General features: G+C 40.1%; 18 protein-coding genes. 15 read left to right on the forward strand and 3 right to left on the reverse strand.

Annotated features, from left to right (window positions below; genetic code table 11):
• The first annotated feature begins 2 nt into the window (after positions 1–2).
• Genes HMPREF1320_RS10125 through HMPREF1320_RS10135 form a run of 3 tightly spaced genes read left to right on the forward strand, consistent with a single transcriptional unit; the run spans position 3 to position 1884 of the window.
• Positions 3–383, forward strand: coding sequence for a DUF4296 domain-containing protein (locus HMPREF1320_RS10125; protein WP_009418603.1), 381 nt, complete (start codon positions 3–5; stop codon positions 381–383).
• A gap of 13 nt (positions 384–396) precedes the next feature.
• Complete coding sequence (locus tag HMPREF1320_RS10130; RefSeq protein ID WP_009418558.1) at positions 397–1101, forward strand: DUF4271 domain-containing protein; 705 nt, start codon at positions 397–399, stop codon at positions 1099–1101.
• A gap of 33 nt (positions 1102–1134) precedes the next feature.
• The gene (locus tag HMPREF1320_RS10135) at positions 1135–1884 is read left to right on the forward strand and encodes a uroporphyrinogen-III synthase (protein ID WP_009410955.1); all 750 of its coding nucleotides are present in this window, start codon (positions 1135–1137) and stop codon (positions 1882–1884) included.
• Between the two features lie 112 nt (positions 1885–1996).
• Here the strand turns inward: HMPREF1320_RS10135 and HMPREF1320_RS11575 are convergent, their stop codons facing one another.
• The gene (locus tag HMPREF1320_RS11575; RefSeq protein ID WP_009418606.1) at positions 1997–2173 is read right to left on the reverse strand and encodes a GldL-related protein; all 177 of its coding nucleotides are present in this window, start codon (positions 2171–2173) and stop codon (positions 1997–1999) included.
• A 1078-nt stretch (positions 2174–3251) separates the two neighbouring features.
• Between HMPREF1320_RS11575 and HMPREF1320_RS10145 the strand changes: the two genes are divergently transcribed.
• The 12 genes from HMPREF1320_RS10145 (at position 3252) to HMPREF1320_RS10200 (ending at position 14384) form a co-directional block, all read left to right on the forward strand.
• Entirely contained in the window at positions 3252–5369 is a 2118-nt protein-coding gene (locus HMPREF1320_RS10145; protein WP_009418626.1) for a heparinase II/III family protein, read from the forward strand.
• Between the two features lie 110 nt (positions 5370–5479).
• Positions 5480–6895: a TolC family protein gene (locus HMPREF1320_RS10150; RefSeq protein WP_009418628.1), complete on the forward strand. Its 1416-nt coding sequence runs from the start codon at positions 5480–5482 to the stop codon at positions 6893–6895.
• Between the two features lie 78 nt (positions 6896–6973).
• Positions 6974–7954: an HlyD family secretion protein gene (locus HMPREF1320_RS10155; protein WP_009418629.1), complete on the forward strand. Its 981-nt coding sequence runs from the start codon at positions 6974–6976 to the stop codon at positions 7952–7954.
• A complete protein-coding gene (locus HMPREF1320_RS10160; protein WP_009418583.1) occupies positions 7951–8412 on the forward strand; it encodes a GNAT family N-acetyltransferase in 462 nt (153 codons plus the stop codon). The genes HMPREF1320_RS10155 and HMPREF1320_RS10160 overlap by 4 nt, the downstream gene beginning before the upstream one ends.
• A 147-nt stretch (positions 8413–8559) precedes the next feature.
• On the forward strand, positions 8560–9465 hold the full coding sequence (locus tag HMPREF1320_RS10165) for a hypothetical protein (RefSeq protein ID WP_009418587.1): 906 nt from the start codon (positions 8560–8562) through the stop codon (positions 9463–9465).
• Positions 9462–9815, forward strand: coding sequence for an MmcQ/YjbR family DNA-binding protein (locus tag HMPREF1320_RS10170; RefSeq protein WP_009418617.1), 354 nt, complete (start codon positions 9462–9464; stop codon positions 9813–9815). Before HMPREF1320_RS10165 ends, HMPREF1320_RS10170 begins: the two co-directional genes overlap by 4 nt.
• Positions 9816–9884: 69 nt before the next feature.
• Complete coding sequence (locus HMPREF1320_RS10175) at positions 9885–10415, forward strand: hypothetical protein (RefSeq protein ID WP_009418559.1); 531 nt, start codon at positions 9885–9887, stop codon at positions 10413–10415.
• A 41-nt stretch (positions 10416–10456) separates the two neighbouring features.
• Positions 10457–10882, forward strand: coding sequence for a hypothetical protein (locus tag HMPREF1320_RS10180; RefSeq protein WP_009418561.1), 426 nt, complete (start codon positions 10457–10459; stop codon positions 10880–10882).
• Complete coding sequence (locus HMPREF1320_RS10185; RefSeq protein ID WP_034554549.1) at positions 10879–11361, forward strand: hypothetical protein; 483 nt, start codon at positions 10879–10881, stop codon at positions 11359–11361. Before HMPREF1320_RS10180 ends, HMPREF1320_RS10185 begins: the two co-directional genes overlap by 4 nt.
• Before the next feature lie 70 nt (positions 11362–11431).
• Positions 11432–12043, forward strand: a complete 612-nt coding sequence (locus tag HMPREF1320_RS10190) for a DJ-1/PfpI family protein (protein ID WP_009418574.1) — start codon at positions 11432–11434, stop codon at positions 12041–12043.
• A gap of 15 nt (positions 12044–12058) precedes the next feature.
• Positions 12059–13210 (forward strand): ABC transporter permease, encoded by a 1152-nt coding sequence (locus HMPREF1320_RS10195; protein ID WP_009418588.1) that lies wholly within the window; start codon positions 12059–12061, stop codon positions 13208–13210.
• A complete protein-coding gene (locus HMPREF1320_RS10200) occupies positions 13197–14384 on the forward strand; it encodes an ABC transporter permease (protein WP_009418594.1) in 1188 nt (395 codons plus the stop codon). Before HMPREF1320_RS10195 ends, HMPREF1320_RS10200 begins: the two co-directional genes overlap by 14 nt.
• Positions 14385–14555: 171 nt before the next feature.
• Here the strand turns inward: HMPREF1320_RS10200 and nrdG are convergent, their stop codons facing one another.
• Positions 14556–15041 carry an anaerobic ribonucleoside-triphosphate reductase activating protein gene (gene nrdG / locus HMPREF1320_RS10205; protein WP_009418616.1) on the reverse strand — a complete coding sequence of 162 codons (486 nt, stop codon included), beginning with the start codon at positions 15039–15041 and terminating at the stop codon, positions 14556–14558.
• The gene (nrdD, locus tag HMPREF1320_RS10210; RefSeq protein WP_009418597.1) at positions 15022–16812 is read right to left on the reverse strand and encodes an anaerobic ribonucleoside-triphosphate reductase; all 1791 of its coding nucleotides are present in this window, start codon (positions 16810–16812) and stop codon (positions 15022–15024) included. The genes nrdG and nrdD overlap by 20 nt, the downstream gene beginning before the upstream one ends.
• Between the last annotated feature and the right edge of the window lie 21 nt (positions 16813–16833).

Consider the following 16833-nt stretch of genomic DNA (forward strand, 5'->3'; position numbering starts at 1 on the left):
CTATGAGAAAAATCATTTATATATTCGCTTTGCTATTCATTATAGTAGCCTGCAAAAAGAACATCGTACCCAAACCCGATAAGTTTTTAGACGAAAAGCAAATGGAAAGTTTGCTCTACGATTTGGCTGTTTTAGAATCTATGAAGGTTTCACAAGCCCAAATGCTAGATTCTTTACAGTTCAATCCGCAACAGTTCATCTACAAGAAATATCAGCTCGATAGCCTTTCGCTCGCACAAAATATGGTTTATTACGCCTCCCTGCCTAAAGACTATGACCGTATAGTGAAAAAGGTGGAAGAAAAACTCAAAAAACAACGTGACAGCATCGGAAAGCTACCCTTAGAATCTCTAAAAGAGAACCCAGCAACAGTCGAACCATAATAAAATACAGTATTTGGAAGCCTTAGAACTACATCAGTCTTATCTTTCGTGGATATTTCCTGCCTTCCTACTCATCTTTGGGTTGGTGGCTTTCCTGCGTATATTCTACCCTAAGCACTTTGCCGATTATCAAAACTTACTAATTAACAATAAATATATTGTAATTTACGGCAAAAAAGAACGCCGATTGCACCTCTTTATGACAGTGCTTTTTCTCTTGCAATGTGTGTGTTTAGCTCTTCTTTTCTATGTTATGCTAAAGAATTTTGGCATCACAGAACTTTACAACTCTCAGTTTATGTTTCTGGAATTGGTGCTTATAGTCTTCTCACTGTTAATCACAAAACTCCTCTTACAACAATGGATTAGTAGCCTGTTCGACCTTTATGATTTCGCAAGAGATTACATCTTCACTAGGGTTTCTTATTCATCTTATGCCGCAATTGTAATGGTTATACTCCTCTTTTTGGGAGTTTATATCCCTTTTACCAATAAAAAACAGCTATTTTTATTACTTTTTGTGTTAGTATCCATATTGTTAGCAATCAATGTATTAGGTTGGATTAAAATCATAAAAAACAATCAAAAAGAAATAAAACCCTATTTATTCTATTTTATTTTGTATCTTTGCACCCTCGAAATCGCACCCTATATCTTTCTCATCTATGGAACAAAATATTTAATTGAAGTACAGAAAATGGCTCAATTTGTTTCATAATAGGGCGTTAGGAGGTGTAAAGAAATAACATTTATGAAGGTAAAATCGATATTAGTTTCGCAACCAGAACCGAAAGCCGAAAGCTCACCTTATGCACAAATTATTGAAAACCACAAGGTAAAAGTGGATTTTGTGCCCTTTATTAAGGTCGAAGGAATGACCGCTAAGGACGTCAGAATGCAGAAGATTGACCTTACTAATTTTACAGCCGTTATCCTCACCAGTCGTAAATCGGTAGACCACTATTTTCGTATTGCTGAAGAAATGCGCTTTAAGGTGCCTACAACTATGAAGTATTTCTGTCAGTCCGAAGCCATCGCTTACTATTTGCAGAAGTATATTACCTATCGCAAACGCAAAATATACGTAGGTAAAAAAGAGTTTGCTGACCTTTTGCCTATCCTCAAAAAATACAAAGAAGAGAAATTCCTCTTCCCTGGCTCCGATGCCCCTAAACCAGAGGCTACCGCAGCTTTAAACGATATCAAGATAAAATGGGAACGCGTAGTGTTCTATCGCACTGTATATTGCGATATTTCAGCCATTAAAGAAAATAAGTACGACATTCTTACTTTCTTTTCGCCCGCAGGAATAGAGGCACTGTTTAAAAGTTTCCCCGATTTCTCACAGAAGAAAACCAAAATAGCCGTCTATGGCGATGCGACCCTAAAAGCCGCCGAAGAAGCCGGTCTTATCATTGATATTAAAGCTCCCTCACCTGAGAGCCCCTCAATGACCGTAGCACTCGACCATTATTTAGGCAAACAAAATAGCAAAAAATAGAATCTAAAACCCGTTTTCTATAAGCACCAAAGGTAAGGAAGAACTATTCTCCCTTACCTTTGGTGCTTTTTTACTTCCTTTTATACGGAAAATCTCTAACTGTCAAAAAAGACTACCCGCTTCTCCTACTTCTTGCTAAAAGCAAGCATAAAGCTGTAATTTCCAGTATAAAACCTAATGCTATAAATAAAGAACCGCTAACAGGCACTTCCCAATGCAATATCTTAGCAAGAGCTCCTAAAACAATAAGCACAACACCTGCTATAAATAAAATAATACTTGTCTTCATATCTCTATTTCAATTTGTTTACACTTATAATATTATACATAATCACAAAATACGTTGAAGCAATACCATATATTAGGCGCTTTTTTTCTTCCTTTGTGCCTCTCATTCTGATAATCTCTCAAACTTTGCCCAAATTCTAATCTGCAAGCGAAGTCTTAAAAAGCTATTTCGTGATTCGTAGCCTTGATTTCCGATACTTAGCCTTTCACATACCCAACTATCGCCGGCTATTTTATGTCTAACCGACGTCAATATAACTTTTATTATCAATCTTTTTTGAGAGCATAGCGGAAGAGGACTCTCAAGAATGTTCAGAATCTTTTTTTTGAAACCAAAAGTAGACAAACATCCCCACAAAAGAGAAGATCAGCACAGAAAATGTTTTCGACATCGCCTCATAGCTAAAATAAGGAACTTTTATAGCATAAAAGAAATTTACATAGAAAAACAATGCAATGTAAACTAAGATAAAGATTATAATATTTCTTGTTTTCATATCTCAATCCTCTAAAAAATACAAAGTATAACATTAATAAAGTACAAAGATATAAAAAAAATAAACACCTGTCAATATTGATTTTTAAAAAAGTTTTTCGTACTTTTGTATTTTCCCACCTTAACCTTTGCCTCTCTATCTCTCTTTTCTCAAATAGAGGGCAGTTGAGAGCGTTATTACTTTCTCTTTCTTTCGTCTCGAAACCCCGATTTTAACATTTTTAGCACTGTTATATCGTGTTATAAGTCAATTACTTATATATCCTTTCTATACCAATCGTCCAAGATTCGTATAAGCTTCCTATAAGCTCTCTATAAGCTAACCCCACCCTCCTTACACTCTTTTTTCATCAAAATTCCCTTCAGCCTCCTTTTGTAAAGTTCCGTTTTCTTCCGAACTCCTCAACCCTCCTCATTTGCTAATTCTCTCATTTTCTAATTTGCTAATTAATCTGCCCGTGTGGCTCACACTGCCTGTGCGGCTCGCACCTGTCTTGCTACAGTTGCTTATCTCGTTTTTTCATCGTAACTTTGCATCGTTGAAACAAATCACATTCCATTTTACTAAAAACATTCTTTACTTATGAAAAAAGCAGTATTTATGATGCTATGGACTCTGTTAATAGCGATGCTATCGTGTCGCAAAGATACAGACCCTAATGAGCAAGAGATAACAGGCGTTGTCCGCACCGAACACCCACGCCTTTTTATTACTAAAGAAGATATTCCGAATATCAAAAACGCTGCCCAAAGCTCGGCTCTGGATACGTATACCGAAACTAAAAGAGATGTGGATAAGCTCTTAAATGAACCTATCTCTTTTGAAAATCCTACCGCGGTGAATGGTACTGACAACGGTTTGAAAATCTCCAAAGTATCGCAAGTCGCCATATTATATTTGATAACGGGTGAAGCAAAATATCTCGACTATACCAAAAAATTCTTACAAAAAATCACTGAATATTACCGCCTTCGGGTAAGTCACAACTTGAATGCTGATTGGTATGTGTTCCCTCAAATCAATGCATTATGTGCTTATGATTGGATTTACAACTACTTAACCCCCAAAGAACGCGAGCAAATAGGCAAACCTCTTTATCAGGTAATGATGGATATTGCTTGGCACGGAAAAGGATTACGCCCAGAGCGCAATCGGGAGAATACAGGGGGATACAATACAGGATTTTATGGCACAGACGCCCTACCGTGGTATATAGGTATCACTTTTCACAACGACGGTATTGATAACGCACGCTGTGAAGATATGTTTCAAAAAGGATTTGCCCTAAATATGAAAATGGCAGAATATCGTCGTGATATTATCGGTATGAGCGGAGGGGCTGTCACAGGGTGTGTAGGCTATTCGTTAGGTGCTTATCCTATCGCCGATTTCAATTTCATTCGCAGTCATCGCGCAGCCACAGGCGTAGACCTTTCTCAAAGGCTCAACTACGTATTCAAATATTTGGACTATATCGATTGGAATCGCTTACCAAACAATCGCGAGTTTGGCTTTGGCGACAGTTATCACTACGATTGCTTGCTCCCCGAAAGAGACATCAATTATCACCTGAGAGAGATAGCCTCTCTTTATGGAAGTTCTACCAATATACAACGCCTGTTAGGCTTATTCGATAAGAAACACTATACAGAACGACTTCCCTTTATGCCGTTCTTACAAAAATATCCTCAAGGAACTCAGGGAGCGACACCTTCGGGTAAAGGTGCCGTGTATTTCGAGGGTACGGGAGAAGTCATTATGCGTTCAGGAACGAGCGAAAACGACACTTATGCTCTTTTTGTGAGCGGAGGCAAAACCTCTTACCACAAGCACTTCGATAACAATCATTTCACTATCTACAAAAAAGGTTACCGTGCGTTAGATACAGGCACACGCCCCGAACCTGGCTGGCATTTGTCGCATTACTACGCCCGTACGGTAGCTCATAACTGCGTAACCATCAGAATGCCCAATGAAAAAATGCCCGAATACTGGGGCGGAGGGGCTTCTACCGAAAACAAGTTCGAACCTATCCCCAACGATGGCGGACAAAACAACATATTAGGCTCTGTGCTGAAAGAGAAGCGTATCACTGACGATTATGTATATCTCGCCTCCGATGCTACCAAAAGCTACAACAGCCAAAAAGCCTCGTTAGTCATGCGTGAGTTTATATATTTCTACCCCGACCTTTTTGTAGTGTTCGATAGGGTAACATCTACCGACAAGAATTATCCCAAAACGTGGCTGATACACACCATCAACGAACCTGTGATGAAAGGTAGCAGAGAGTTCTCGGAAACCTCCGACGGAGGTAAGATGATTTGCCGTACTTTATTCCCTGCCAATGCTACACTTACCAAAATAGGAGGAAGTGGAAAGGATTTCTGGTCTGATGGACGCAACTGGCCTCTACCCAAACTCACTCCACAAGATTACGGATATAATATGAATCTACCTCCCGCCAATCACCCACAATTGGGACATTGGCGTATAGAAGTGAGCCCACAAACAGCTTCTAAAGAAGACTTGTTTATGCATATTATCCAAGTAGGCGATACAGCTCTTTCCGATTTACCCCGCACTGAAACCTTTGAAAATACAGCTCAAATAGGGGTAAGATTCACCTACCAAGGAAAACGATATATTTTAACCTTTGATAAAACAAAGCCATACGGCTGTCAAATAGAGAAGAAATAAATTAAGAGGCTTTATTTTTTAATCTATCTTAAAAACTTTGCAAACAAACGAGTCGTTCATCTGGAAAAATCGCCGTAATTTTGCCCCGTAGAAATAAAAAGTTTTCTTTTATGAAAAAATATACTTTACTATGCCTCTTCGTTATAGGGATAACAGCTTCATTACGAGCACAATCACTATCGTTCGATGAAGCGCTTAGCCAAATGCGTTCTGGCAACCAAAAACTCAAAGGCATCGAAAAACAAACCGAAGCAGCCGATTATAATCGCAAGTCATTCCGTGGGCTTTATCTGCCCCAACTGAGCCTTAACGCTAGCTATATGCACCTCGCCGACCCGCTTTCGTTGAGCTTTAACGAGTATAAGGCGCCTTTACAAAGTGGCTTACAGGGATTTGCAACCCAAGTGCCTGCCCGTATGCGTCCGCTACTCACCCCCCTACTTGGCAGAATACAACCACTTTTTGCCCAAGACTGGCGCTATGAGTTTCAGAAACAAGACATTTGGAAAGTAAGCGCCGATGCCAAATGGGTGCTTTTTGCTGGTGGAAAGGTGCGTGTAGGCAATCGTGTGAGTGCGCTCAACACCGAAATAGCCACCGTAGAGAGCAAAAAAACCGAAAATGCCCTCATCAGTGAGTTGGCGGAACGTTATTTTCAAGTACAGTTAGCCCAAAAAGCGTTGGAAGTGAGAAAACAGTCGTTTGAAACAGCGCAACATCACTATGAGAATGCCCAAAAGCTCGAAAAAAACGGAATGATAGCTTCCGTAGAAACAATGCAAGCTAAAAAAGCCGTTACCGATGCCGAACGTGAGGTGATGGCTGCTGAAAAGGACATACAATTAGCGCAAACAGCTCTCTATGGCGTAATGGGCACTACCGAGCAACCGCTCACTGCCCTCACCACCGAACTTTTTGAAGTAGCCCCTCTCCAATCGCTTGAGTACTACCAACAGCAAGCCAAAGAGCACTACCCTATGATTGTGCAAGCCAAGCTCAAAGCCCAAATGGCTACCCAAAGCGTAAAAGCGCAACAAGCGGCTTATTTGCCCGATGTAGCCGTAGTAGGCAAAAAGTACTTGTGGAGCGAAAATCTACCTTTAACCGAACCCGATAACTGGGTAGTAGGTGTAGGGTTACAGTGGAATCTCTTCAACGGTTTACAGGACAAAAACAAGATAGCCCAAGCCAAAGCGATGCGCGAGAGTGTGGAGCTCATCACCGCACAAGCCGAAAAAGACGTACAAACCTTAGTGAAAAAACAGTACACCGAGATTGAAAAGCAACGCGAACAATACCTCAGCTTAGAAGAGAGTTTGCGTTTTGCCGAAGAGCTCGTACGTGCCCGCGACAAGGCTTTTGCCGAAGGTCTCTCCACCTCCACCGATGTAGCCGATGCCAACCTTTATTTGGCTTCTATCAAAATCAAACGCTACCAAGCTCTTTTTGAAATGGACAAAACCCTCGCCCAGCTCCTCGAAACCTGTGGAATGAGCGATAAATTCAGCGAACAAGCAACAAGGTAGAGCGACACAAATGCTCTTAACATACGCTGGCGCGAGCTTGTAGCTCGTGCCTCTCATAAACTCTTAACTAAATAAACAATGAAAAAGAAAAACATCATCGGTCTTATTGTAACAATCACTGTATTTGCAGTAGTTCTTATTCTTTCTATCTACTTTTTTAGTAACCGCGAACCTGTATATTTGCAAGGACAAGTAGAAGCCAAACAAATCAACGTTGCCCCAAAAGTACCTGGTAGGGTGAAAGCTATCTACAAGCAGGAAGGCGACCAAGTGCACAAAGGCGACCTCCTTTTAGAACTCGAAAGCACTGAACTCGATGCCAAACTCTCTCAAGCCGAAGCGGCACGTTTGGCAGCACAAGCTCAATCCGACAAAGCACAACGCGGTGCTCGTAGCGAACAAATTCAAGGGGCTTACAATGTATGGCAACAAGCCGAAGCGGCTGCCCAGCTCGCTGAAAAAACCTATCAGCGTGTGAGCAACCTTTATAACGATAAAGTATTACCTGCCCAAAAGAAAGATGAGGCTTATACCCAAATGGTTGCCTTACAAAAACAAGCCGAAGCAGCCAAATCACAATACGAAATGGCGAAAAACGGAGCTCGTGTAGAGGATAAAACCGCTGCCCGAGCCCTTGTAGCTCAAGCGCAAGGGGTCATTACTGAGGTAAATGCCTATAAAGATGGTGCTAAAGTGTTCGCTCCTGCCGATGCCGAGATACAAACCATTATCCCCAACGAAGGCGAAATCGTGAATGCGGGTTACCCTGTGATGAACCTCATCGATACTCAGGACGAGTGGGTGGTGTTCAACATACGCGAAGATAAAATGGCAGATTTCAAGATAGGCACTAAATTCAAAGGCATCGTGCCCGCTTTGGGCAATCAGGAGATAGAATTAGAAGTAAAACACATAGCCGTACAAGCCGATTTCGCTACTTGGACAGCTACCAAAAGCAAAGGCGACTTCGACAAGAAAACTTTCGCTATCAAAGCCTACCCTACCCAAAAAGTAAAGGATTTAAGACCAGGAATGTCGGTATTAGTAAGTGAAAAATGAGAATAACTGAAGGGTTATCAACTAAAGATAAGCAAGCTATTATACATTGGACAAATAGCAAAGGCGCTGATTTCTTGCAACAATGGGCAGGAGATGCTTTGCCTTATCCTCTTACAATGGAAGCGCTCAATGCTTTGTCTCATTGTTATCGTATTGAGGTAGAGGGTAGTTTTATAGGGATGATTCAGCAAATAAGAGTAGAAGGGAGCAACGTACATATTGGTAGATTTCTTATCAATCCTTCGCTTACAGGAAAAGGATTAGGCGCCTCAGCAATGCAGTTATTTATCGCAATGCTTTTTGAGGATAAAAGAGTTCATTCTATTAGCCTAAATGTATTTGATGACAACCCCATAGCTAAAGGTCTTTATACAAAACTCGGTTTTAAAGTAGTAGCCACTGTTGAAGGAGAAAGGAAGAAATACAAGATGGTGAAGAGTAATTTGGCAATTAGCTAATTAACAAATTTACAATTGGTTCACTAATAAATTATCCTCTACTGGGACGTTTCTCCTAGTTCGTGTTTAATACTAAGCAAACATCAATAGAAGAAATCTGTTTAAGCTTTCAGCGAAAGATAACCAGAATAAAACAATAATTCACATATGAAAACAGTAATTTTATTAGCAATACTATTTTTATATAGCAGTTGCGGTTATGAAGTACCAGGGAAAGACAAGCACCCTGAGATTCCTGAATTTAACGGCTTTGACAAAAATCTTTTTATAGTAGATACACTACTTACTGAAGAAGATGTTATGAGCTCTGATAGGATTATCTACGACCCAACTGACGATTTTATATATTTAAACAAAGAATACGATTGGTTTTTACTTGATAAAAACTTTAAAATCAAACAAAAGATAAATGCTAAAGGTGTTTTTCAGGGAAATAAAACATTTTATGACAAGGTCATAGGCGAAAAATATAAGGATATTATCTATAAATACACTTATCCTTGGACAAAAGCTGAAAAAGTAAAGGAATTACAGTATTTAGGCCACGATAGTATTATTAAAAACTACTCTATTCCAAAAGATAAGAATGGAAAATATGATTTAGAAGCTATTAGAAAGATAGGCAGACAATATATTGACAAGCAATTAGGTGTAATACAAAAAATAATTCCTGTAGGTTTCACGTCTATTGTGTGCATAGGAAGCAAAGGCGAATATTTTACGGAAGATTATAAATACAATACTTTTTATGAAATAGAATATACCCAAACACCAAGCTATAATTTAGTAGATAATAAAATCACCAATAATTTGTACTCATTTGATCAGGTAGTTTTGGGGAATCAGGGCGGAGGAAATCATTTTGCATTTTGGTTTTATCCTTACGGCTATAAATACTATACTTTTAAGATAGGCAATGACTCAATCCAATTTAAATGGAACACCAAAAGCTCACGGAAAATAATACAAATAAAAGACCTTTGGGGCGATAGGGTCTTGATTTATAAAGACAGTGATAGTGGCGGAGAATTATATAACATTCGGAAGAAATGAACATAGAAACCTTTAGAGGTTTTTGCTTAACTTTACCTCACACTACTGAGGATATGCCTTTCGGGGAAGACTTTTTGGTCTTCCGCATAGCAAATCGTATCTTTGCACTGATAAACCTAAACCGCGTGCCTATGAGTGTTAGCCTCAAATGCGAACCTGAGCGTGCGGTAGAGCTCCGCGAGCAATACCCCGATAAGATTGTAGCAGGCTACCACCTCAACAAAAAACATTGGAATACTGTACTTTTAGAGAGTCTGCCTGAAGTCCTTATCAAAGAAATGGTACAGCACTCTTACAACCAAGTACTTGCCAAAGTACCAAAGAAGGAAAGAGAAGCGTTAGGGGTGTAAACTCCGTAATCTTTCTTAGGATTGGGAATATCCGTGATAATTTAGAAAAACAACAAAAATTAATTAGAAATGAAAAAGAAAAAACTTTGGATACTTTTTATCATTACTACTTCAGTATATGCCTATTTGATGTTGGTAACCGTACCAGCTCTTAAAGCAATGGCTGGAGGAATGGATATTTTAGATGTGCCTCCGTTTTATGATGCTACTTACATTCAAGAGCTATTTAGGCGTTTAGGTGAAGAAGGTCGCCATTTCTATTTATACCGGCAAATTCCTGTGGATATGATATATCCCGGTCTGTTTGCTATTACCTACTATCAACTGATACGTTTCTTTTTAGAAAAACTCAGCCAAAGAAAGCTCCTTTTCTTATCATATTTCCCAATAATAGGAGGTATTTCTGATTATTCAGAAAATTTTAGTACCATTACAATGCTCACACACTATCCTGAAAACTTATGGATAGAGACCTTAGCGCCCTATTTTTCTCTTATGAAATGTATCTTTGTGGTACTTTCTTTGGTATTATTTTTTGTATTAGGAATTACAACACTCGTTAAAAACAAGAAGACAATAACAAAATCACCCTCAGAATAGCCTCAATTTTGTTCATTATATCTGAATAAACCTAAAAGCCTATGTGGAATGCTCTTGTGAATTACAATATACTTGCCCCTCTATTAACAGCTGTTTTGGCTTGGGCGTTTATACTCATTTGGTTTTCCAAGAAAAACAAACAAGAAAGGAAGAAAAGACAACAACTTTTAGCCCAGATAAAAGAACAACTCCCTATTCCCACATTCAAAGAGTTGTTACAAGCTTTAGAAAACTTGAACTATAACCCTGCTCAGTGCTATTTTAAAACAAATACTTTTGAGCAAGGAAATGTAGCTGTGGATAACACTTGTCTTCTGCAACGAGAAAACCAATGGGCGGTATGCCTTGCCGATACTCGTTGCTTCTGTGATGAACAGTCTTTTGATAGCGAACAAGAAGCCTTCGAAAACTTTGTATATAAATATTTTCTCCTTAGTAAAGAAGAAATTAATTGGTTAAAGCAATGAACACATCTAATTATACCACCAAGTTTGGCACTCTTACCTTCTCACAAAAAGTGGGAGACGAGTATTTTTGGGAGGCTTCATATCAGTGGAAAAGTGATTTCTATAAAGAAACTTTACAGCTGCCTTTTTCTTTGTTTAGCAAAAGTAAAATCATCACAGCAGATACTATTGCTTTTATTGAACAAATCCTTGTCAGTGCAGATAAGTTGGTTGCCAAAGCTCTTTCTTATTTTCAAGAACAACTGCTGATATGCTCAGATGGCTTTCATCTTTCAGAAGAAGAAAAACAATTGCTAAGTGTTCCCTTGCAAGAAGTTCCTTTTGAAAGTCCGCAGTTCCTATTTTATGACAACAAAGAATGGATATTGCATTTTGCTGAAGGTGGTTTCAGCTTTTGCGAGCCTTATGGAATTTCTTTTCATTTTAAAGAAGAAAACCCTATCTTAATAGAAAACTTAGAAGACGCTGAAGAAATATAATCAACTTACAATTAACCACTTACAAAAAGTTACCAAGTTGGTAACTTTTTAGAAACACATATAACATCATATGAAAAAAATCATATTCATCATTTTAGACAAGTTTGCTAATTGGGAGCTAGCTTATCTTTCTGCTGCCCTTGGCGAAAAACAATTAGGTACAGAGCAATACTCTGTTTTGTATGCTTCAACCGATAAAGAGGTGAAAACCTCCATCGGCAATCTCAAAGCCTTACCCGACCTTAGTATCTGGGAAATTCCCGAAGATATTTCGGCTCTCATATTTATTGGGGCAGAAGGTTCGTGGCATAATCTTTCTAAGGAGCAAACCTCTCAGCTGGTAACCCTTGCCCAAAAGATAAAAGCCAATGGCAAAGTGTTAGGAGCTATTTGTGATAGCGCACGCTTTTGTGCTGTGAATGGTTTGCTGAATGATGTGAAACATACCGCTAATACTTTTGATGAGATAAAAGATGCCACACTTTATACCAATGGCGAGAATTTCGTACTTACCGCCAATGAAGCCGTAACTGATCACAAGGTAGTAACCGCCAAGGGGGATAGTGCATTGCATTTTGCGGTAAGTGTACTGCGTGCTTTAGGCGATGTCCCCGAAGAGAATATACAGTTTTTCTATACCCTACACACCGAAGGCTTTCTCAAAGCTATACAAATGAACTAGTTTGCTAATTATACTATGAAGTATTTTAAAACCGAATGCAAGAACCTTTTCCTATCACCCAAACGACTGTTTTACGTTTTGGTGTTCCCTTTTGTAATCTTTGGGTTCTTTGCGGCGGTATTTTACAAAGGAGTACCACGCGACCTGCCTATGGCGTATATCAATTACGACCAAAGTCAGCTGTCCGAGAACCTTTTGCGTATGCTTGATGCTACGCCCAATATAGACCTAAAAATCAAACTCACCGATGAACAAGAAGCCCAACGCCTTATCCAGCAACAACAGATTATGGGCTTTATCGTCATTCCTACCGACTTTCAGCAGAAACTATTCAAAGGTGAAAACCAATCGGTGATTTGCTATACCAATAGTCAGTTTATGCTGGGGGCAAGTCTTATCCAAAAGGATTTTCAAACTACTGTAGGAATGTTCTCTGCCGGACTGGTGATGAAAAAGAAAATGCAAAAAGGGCAACAAACCGAGAAGGTACGTGCTGAAGCTCAAACCGTAAAGGTAGACGACCACGGTCTATACAATCCTTATTCTAATTATGCCTATTACCTGCTCACAGCACTCTTGCCGATGATGCTCCAAATGATTGTAATGATGGTAACGGTGTATGTATTGGGGGTCGAGTTTCGTTACCATCGAGGGAAACAGTGGCTCAAACAAGCAGGTGGCAGTCCGCTGAAAGCCCTTGTGGGGAAACTCTTGCCTTATACCTTAGTGCTCTTTTTTGTAGCGTGGTGGATGAATTACCTCCTTTTTGAGCTTATTGGGGCTCCTTTGCATATCCCAATGCTGAATGTGGTGCTTATTACTTTTGCCTTAGTAGTAATCTATCAGATTATAGGTATTGCACTCGTTTCTATATTGCCTAATTTTAGGTCGGCACTTACCATAGGCAGTGGTTTTACAGCGATTGCCTTCTCATTTGCGGCTTATACTTTTCCTATGGAAGGGCTTCCTAAGAGTATGCAGTATTTAGCGCAAATCTTTCCATATGCTCATTTTATGAAATACTATGTAAATCGCGCCATTAAGGGCATTCCTGTAGAGATGACGTGGCAACCGCTTCTGGCATTATTGCTCTTTGGACTGTTGCTTATAGTGGCTTATCCTATGTTTGTGAAAAAGATAAAATCAGGAGGTTATGAAACAGTTTAGAAGTTACATATATCAAAGTTCAGCCGATTTCACTCGTGCAATGCTTTGGGAAGCCAAATATATATTCCGCGACAAGGCGGTGTCCTTTTCGTTTGTAATTGTAGCGATTGCCGTGTCGTTCATCTATACTTATCTCTATTCCGAAGAGACTTTGCAAGAGCTTCCTATTGGAGTAGTAGATGAGGATAATACTGCGCAAAGCCGTCAGTTGTTGCGTATGATTGATGCCACGAGTCAGACCGCTATTTACAGCAGTTACCTCAACCTCACCGAAGCTGAAAAGGCCTTTCAGCAGGAGAAAATACGGGGGATAGTAGCCATTCCCAACGGTTTTGCACGTGACCTACAACGCGGAGAACAACCTACTATATCGGTCTATGCCGATGCTTCTTATATGCTTTATTACAAGCAAATACTTACCGCCGCTAAAGTGTCGGCTACTTACCTGAATGCAGGGGTTGAGGTGAAACGCACTTCGGCACAAGGCAAACTCCCTATCCAAGCACGCGATGAGGCAATGCCCGTGAGTGCCCAAGTAGTGAGCTTATACAATCCCTCTTTGGGTTATGCTACTTTCCTTATTCCCATAGTGCTTGTGATTATCTTTCAAACTACCATACTCACTGCCGTAGGTATGTTAGGAGGAACGATGCGAGAGGGTAATAAACTTAAAAAAATATATCCTAACTCCGATAGTTTTTGGGGAGCTCTGCCTATTGTAATGGGGAAAGCTACTACTTATTTAGCCTTTTCAATGGTGATATTACTCATTATTTTAGGAATTATAATGCCATTGTTTGGCATTCCTGTACGTAGCACGATACTAAGCACTATGGTTTTTATGATACCATTTATCCTGTCGATTGTATTTATGGGACTTTGCTTGCTGAACTTTTTACATCGACGTGAAGACGCCATTATGCTCATTATGTATACCTCTTTGCCTGCGGTGATGCTTACTGGCTTTTCGTGGCCTACCGTAGCGATGCCTGAATGGCTGAGTGTTTTTTCATATATTGTACCTACTACTTTAGGGAGCAAGGGTTTTATATCTATTACCCAGATGGGAGCTCATATCACTACCATTATGCCATATTGGCTGGGAATGTGGGCACTGTGTTTGGTATATTTAGTATTAGCCACCCTTACCCTGAGGAGAGTGTTAAACAAGTAATAAAAAAAGAACGACTTAATCAAGTCGTTCTTTTTTTATTACTTCCCGTTTGCCTTTCGTATGTTTGTAGTCTATCACTCCCATCACACAAGCGACAATAAAAGAAGAGATAGCTGTACGTGTGAAATCTTGGTATTATTTTCTTATTCACACACCTAGCTACGCCTGCAGTCAGGCTTTCCCTTTTACCTTTAAAAACACTTTGTTCATCACCTCTCCGGTTTGTAGGTTTAAAAACTCTTGATTGGTGGTGGGGCTATCTAAGCCACCGAGTTTAGGTAACCATTTGCCGGTTTTGATGTAGTCTAAACACCCTAACAACTCAGGGTATTTGCGCTGTACTTGCTTGAGGTTAAGCCCTGTATAGAGTGCCGTTTTCAGCCGTTTGCACTTCACTTGGAAGATAAGCGAGAGCAGGGTCTCTACCTGCCACTCGCCTCCCATAAACAGCACACAGCTTATCATATCTTCATACTTGCTAAGCAGTTGTTCTAAACCTTCATTAGTAAGCGCACAGCCTTTGCTACCGTCCCAAATATATTCGGAATGGCACCCTTCGCAACCTAACGGACACCCTGTGATGGTAAAACACAGGGATATCTCATTGGGTACTTCTTGGAGGACTATATCGTAACTGCTATACCGTAGCGTTCCCATAGTAACGTATTTTAGCTTCTTTTTGTCGGTCTTTAGAGAAATTAGTAATGCGTTTGAGATAGCCTATCACCCGTGTCGCGTGGTCGATATTTTCAGAACCACAATGGGTGCAGTGGTCGTGCGTGTGTTTATCGATATAGCCACAATCGTTGCACACGGTTACGCATATATTAAAGCAGAAGTAGTTACAACCCGTTTTAGCGGCTACATTTAGCAACTTATAAAAACCTTCGGCAGTGGTGTATTCTTCGAGATTGCAGTGGTAAGCCGAACCGCCGTCTAAGTACTGTATATAGTCGTTGCCGTGCAAATAGAACTTATCGATAAGGTTTTGAGAGCTGTCTTCCACAATATAGAAATATGAATTGTAGCAATCACGTGGCACTTGTAAGCCATCGGCTTTGTCCCAAGCAGCATTCTTCACACCTAAATTCTCGGCAGGTACAAACTCGGTATTGAACATAAAGCCGTATTTGGCTTTAGCTTCCTTGTTTTTGTCGTAAATTAGTTTGAGGTTTTTGTTGATGAATGCCTTATAGTCAGGATTGTCGGAAATGCGAATCCCTAAATACTCGGCAGCTTCCACCATTCCGTTGATACCAACGGTGAGGAATTGTTTATCAAGTGAGATAAAGCCCGCATCGTACACTGGTAACATACCCGCATCTTTGTAATCCTGAACAATAGCGCGATAAGCTACTTGGTATTTATGTATATTATCTAAGGTGCGTTCCAACGACAAGTGTTTTTGGTATAGACGATTCATATTAATGGTTATCACATTAATACTACCGGTAGAAACACCTCCTGCCCCGAGTGAATAACTAAAGGTATTATCGGAAATTTCATTGCGCAAACGACAGCAACTTGCCAAGGAGTCGGCGTTGTCCGATTGGTATACAAAGAAGGCATTCCCTTCGCTGAGCTCTTTGGCACAGAAGCGCGCAAAATGCTCGTCGTACACGCGTTTGTCCTTAGTGAGCATTGCTGCGGTTACTACAGGGAAGGTGAGTATCGCCTTGGTGCGTTCGATATTAAACCAATGCATAAAGAACTGTTGGAGCTTGTCTAAAGACTCATAAGAAGGTTTGCTACCATCGGGGTAAACGAATGTACCGAACATCGAATCGAAATAAGGGCAGTCATACAGCGATATGTTCCAAAATACTGACTGATAGCCACGTGCTGCTGCTGGCTGATTGATAGCGTATACTACGTGTTGCAGTTCGTTTTCTATCACTTCACGGTGGGTATTGAGATAATCGTCGCCATAGTCTTTGCGCGCAAAATGGTCGAAGTACATTAGGAACTCTACCGTTGCTACCGCTCCTGCAAACTGAGAGGAAACGGAAAAGAGGAAGTTCACGAACGACCCGCAATAGCTTGCCAAGTGTTGCGGAGCTTTGCTTTCACCGCCGAGTTTTACGAGCCCGTCCAAGAGCAAAGGATACATCGAAACGCTCACACAATAAGGTTTGAGGCTCGTTTCGTCGTGCACGTAGATTTCGTGTTCCTCAATCTGACGGATATACTCATCGGCTAATTCTTTGCCAAAGAGCTGTTCGATTTTGTGAGACACGAGCGAACGGTTCACTTGGATATTGATATCTTTATTGAGTTCTGCCTCCATCGTAGCGATGTTTTTATGTGCCACATTGGCATTGGCATCGAAGAGAGACCCCGTAGCGGCATTGTGAGATTGTAGGTAATTTTCGATGAAATTACGCTTTGTTTGAAGCTGTTCAGCTGTAAGCTTAGTGAATTTAGACATAATTTTTTATTTTATTATTAT

The sequence above is a fragment of the Capnocytophaga sp. oral taxon 335 str. F0486 genome (genome assembly GCF_000277665.1).
GTDB lineage: Bacteria > Bacteroidota > Bacteroidia > Flavobacteriales > Flavobacteriaceae > Capnocytophaga > Capnocytophaga ochracea.

Coding starts and splice junctions, on each gene's coding strand:
- HMPREF1320_RS11575 (WP_009418606.1), bottom strand. CDS start 2,173: ATGAAGACAAGTATTATTTTATTTATAGCAGGTGTTGTGCTTATTGTT.
- HMPREF1320_RS10165 (WP_009418587.1), top strand. CDS start 8,560: ATGAAAACAGTAATTTTATTAGCAATACTATTTTTATATAGCAGTTGC.
- HMPREF1320_RS10135 (WP_009410955.1), top strand. CDS start 1,135: ATGAAGGTAAAATCGATATTAGTTTCGCAACCAGAACCGAAAGCCGAA.
- HMPREF1320_RS10190 (WP_009418574.1), top strand. CDS start 11,432: ATGAAAAAAATCATATTCATCATTTTAGACAAGTTTGCTAATTGGGAG.
- HMPREF1320_RS10145 (WP_009418626.1), top strand. CDS start 3,252: ATGAAAAAAGCAGTATTTATGATGCTATGGACTCTGTTAATAGCGATG.
- HMPREF1320_RS10125 (WP_009418603.1), top strand. CDS start 3: ATGAGAAAAATCATTTATATATTCGCTTTGCTATTCATTATAGTAGCC.
- HMPREF1320_RS10185 (WP_034554549.1), top strand. CDS start 10,879: ATGAACACATCTAATTATACCACCAAGTTTGGCACTCTTACCTTCTCA.
- HMPREF1320_RS10180 (WP_009418561.1), top strand. CDS start 10,457: ATGTGGAATGCTCTTGTGAATTACAATATACTTGCCCCTCTATTAACA.
- nrdG (WP_009418616.1), bottom strand. CDS start 15,041: ATGGGAACGCTACGGTATAGCAGTTACGATATAGTCCTCCAAGAAGTA.
- HMPREF1320_RS10175 (WP_009418559.1), top strand. CDS start 9,885: ATGAAAAAGAAAAAACTTTGGATACTTTTTATCATTACTACTTCAGTA.
- HMPREF1320_RS10160 (WP_009418583.1), top strand. CDS start 7,951: ATGAGAATAACTGAAGGGTTATCAACTAAAGATAAGCAAGCTATTATA.
- HMPREF1320_RS10155 (WP_009418629.1), top strand. CDS start 6,974: ATGAAAAAGAAAAACATCATCGGTCTTATTGTAACAATCACTGTATTT.
- HMPREF1320_RS10200 (WP_009418594.1), top strand. CDS start 13,197: ATGAAACAGTTTAGAAGTTACATATATCAAAGTTCAGCCGATTTCACT.
- HMPREF1320_RS10170 (WP_009418617.1), top strand. CDS start 9,462: ATGAACATAGAAACCTTTAGAGGTTTTTGCTTAACTTTACCTCACACT.
- nrdD (WP_009418597.1), bottom strand. CDS start 16,812: ATGTCTAAATTCACTAAGCTTACAGCTGAACAGCTTCAAACAAAGCGT.
- HMPREF1320_RS10195 (WP_009418588.1), top strand. CDS start 12,059: ATGAAGTATTTTAAAACCGAATGCAAGAACCTTTTCCTATCACCCAAA.
- HMPREF1320_RS10150 (WP_009418628.1), top strand. CDS start 5,480: ATGAAAAAATATACTTTACTATGCCTCTTCGTTATAGGGATAACAGCT.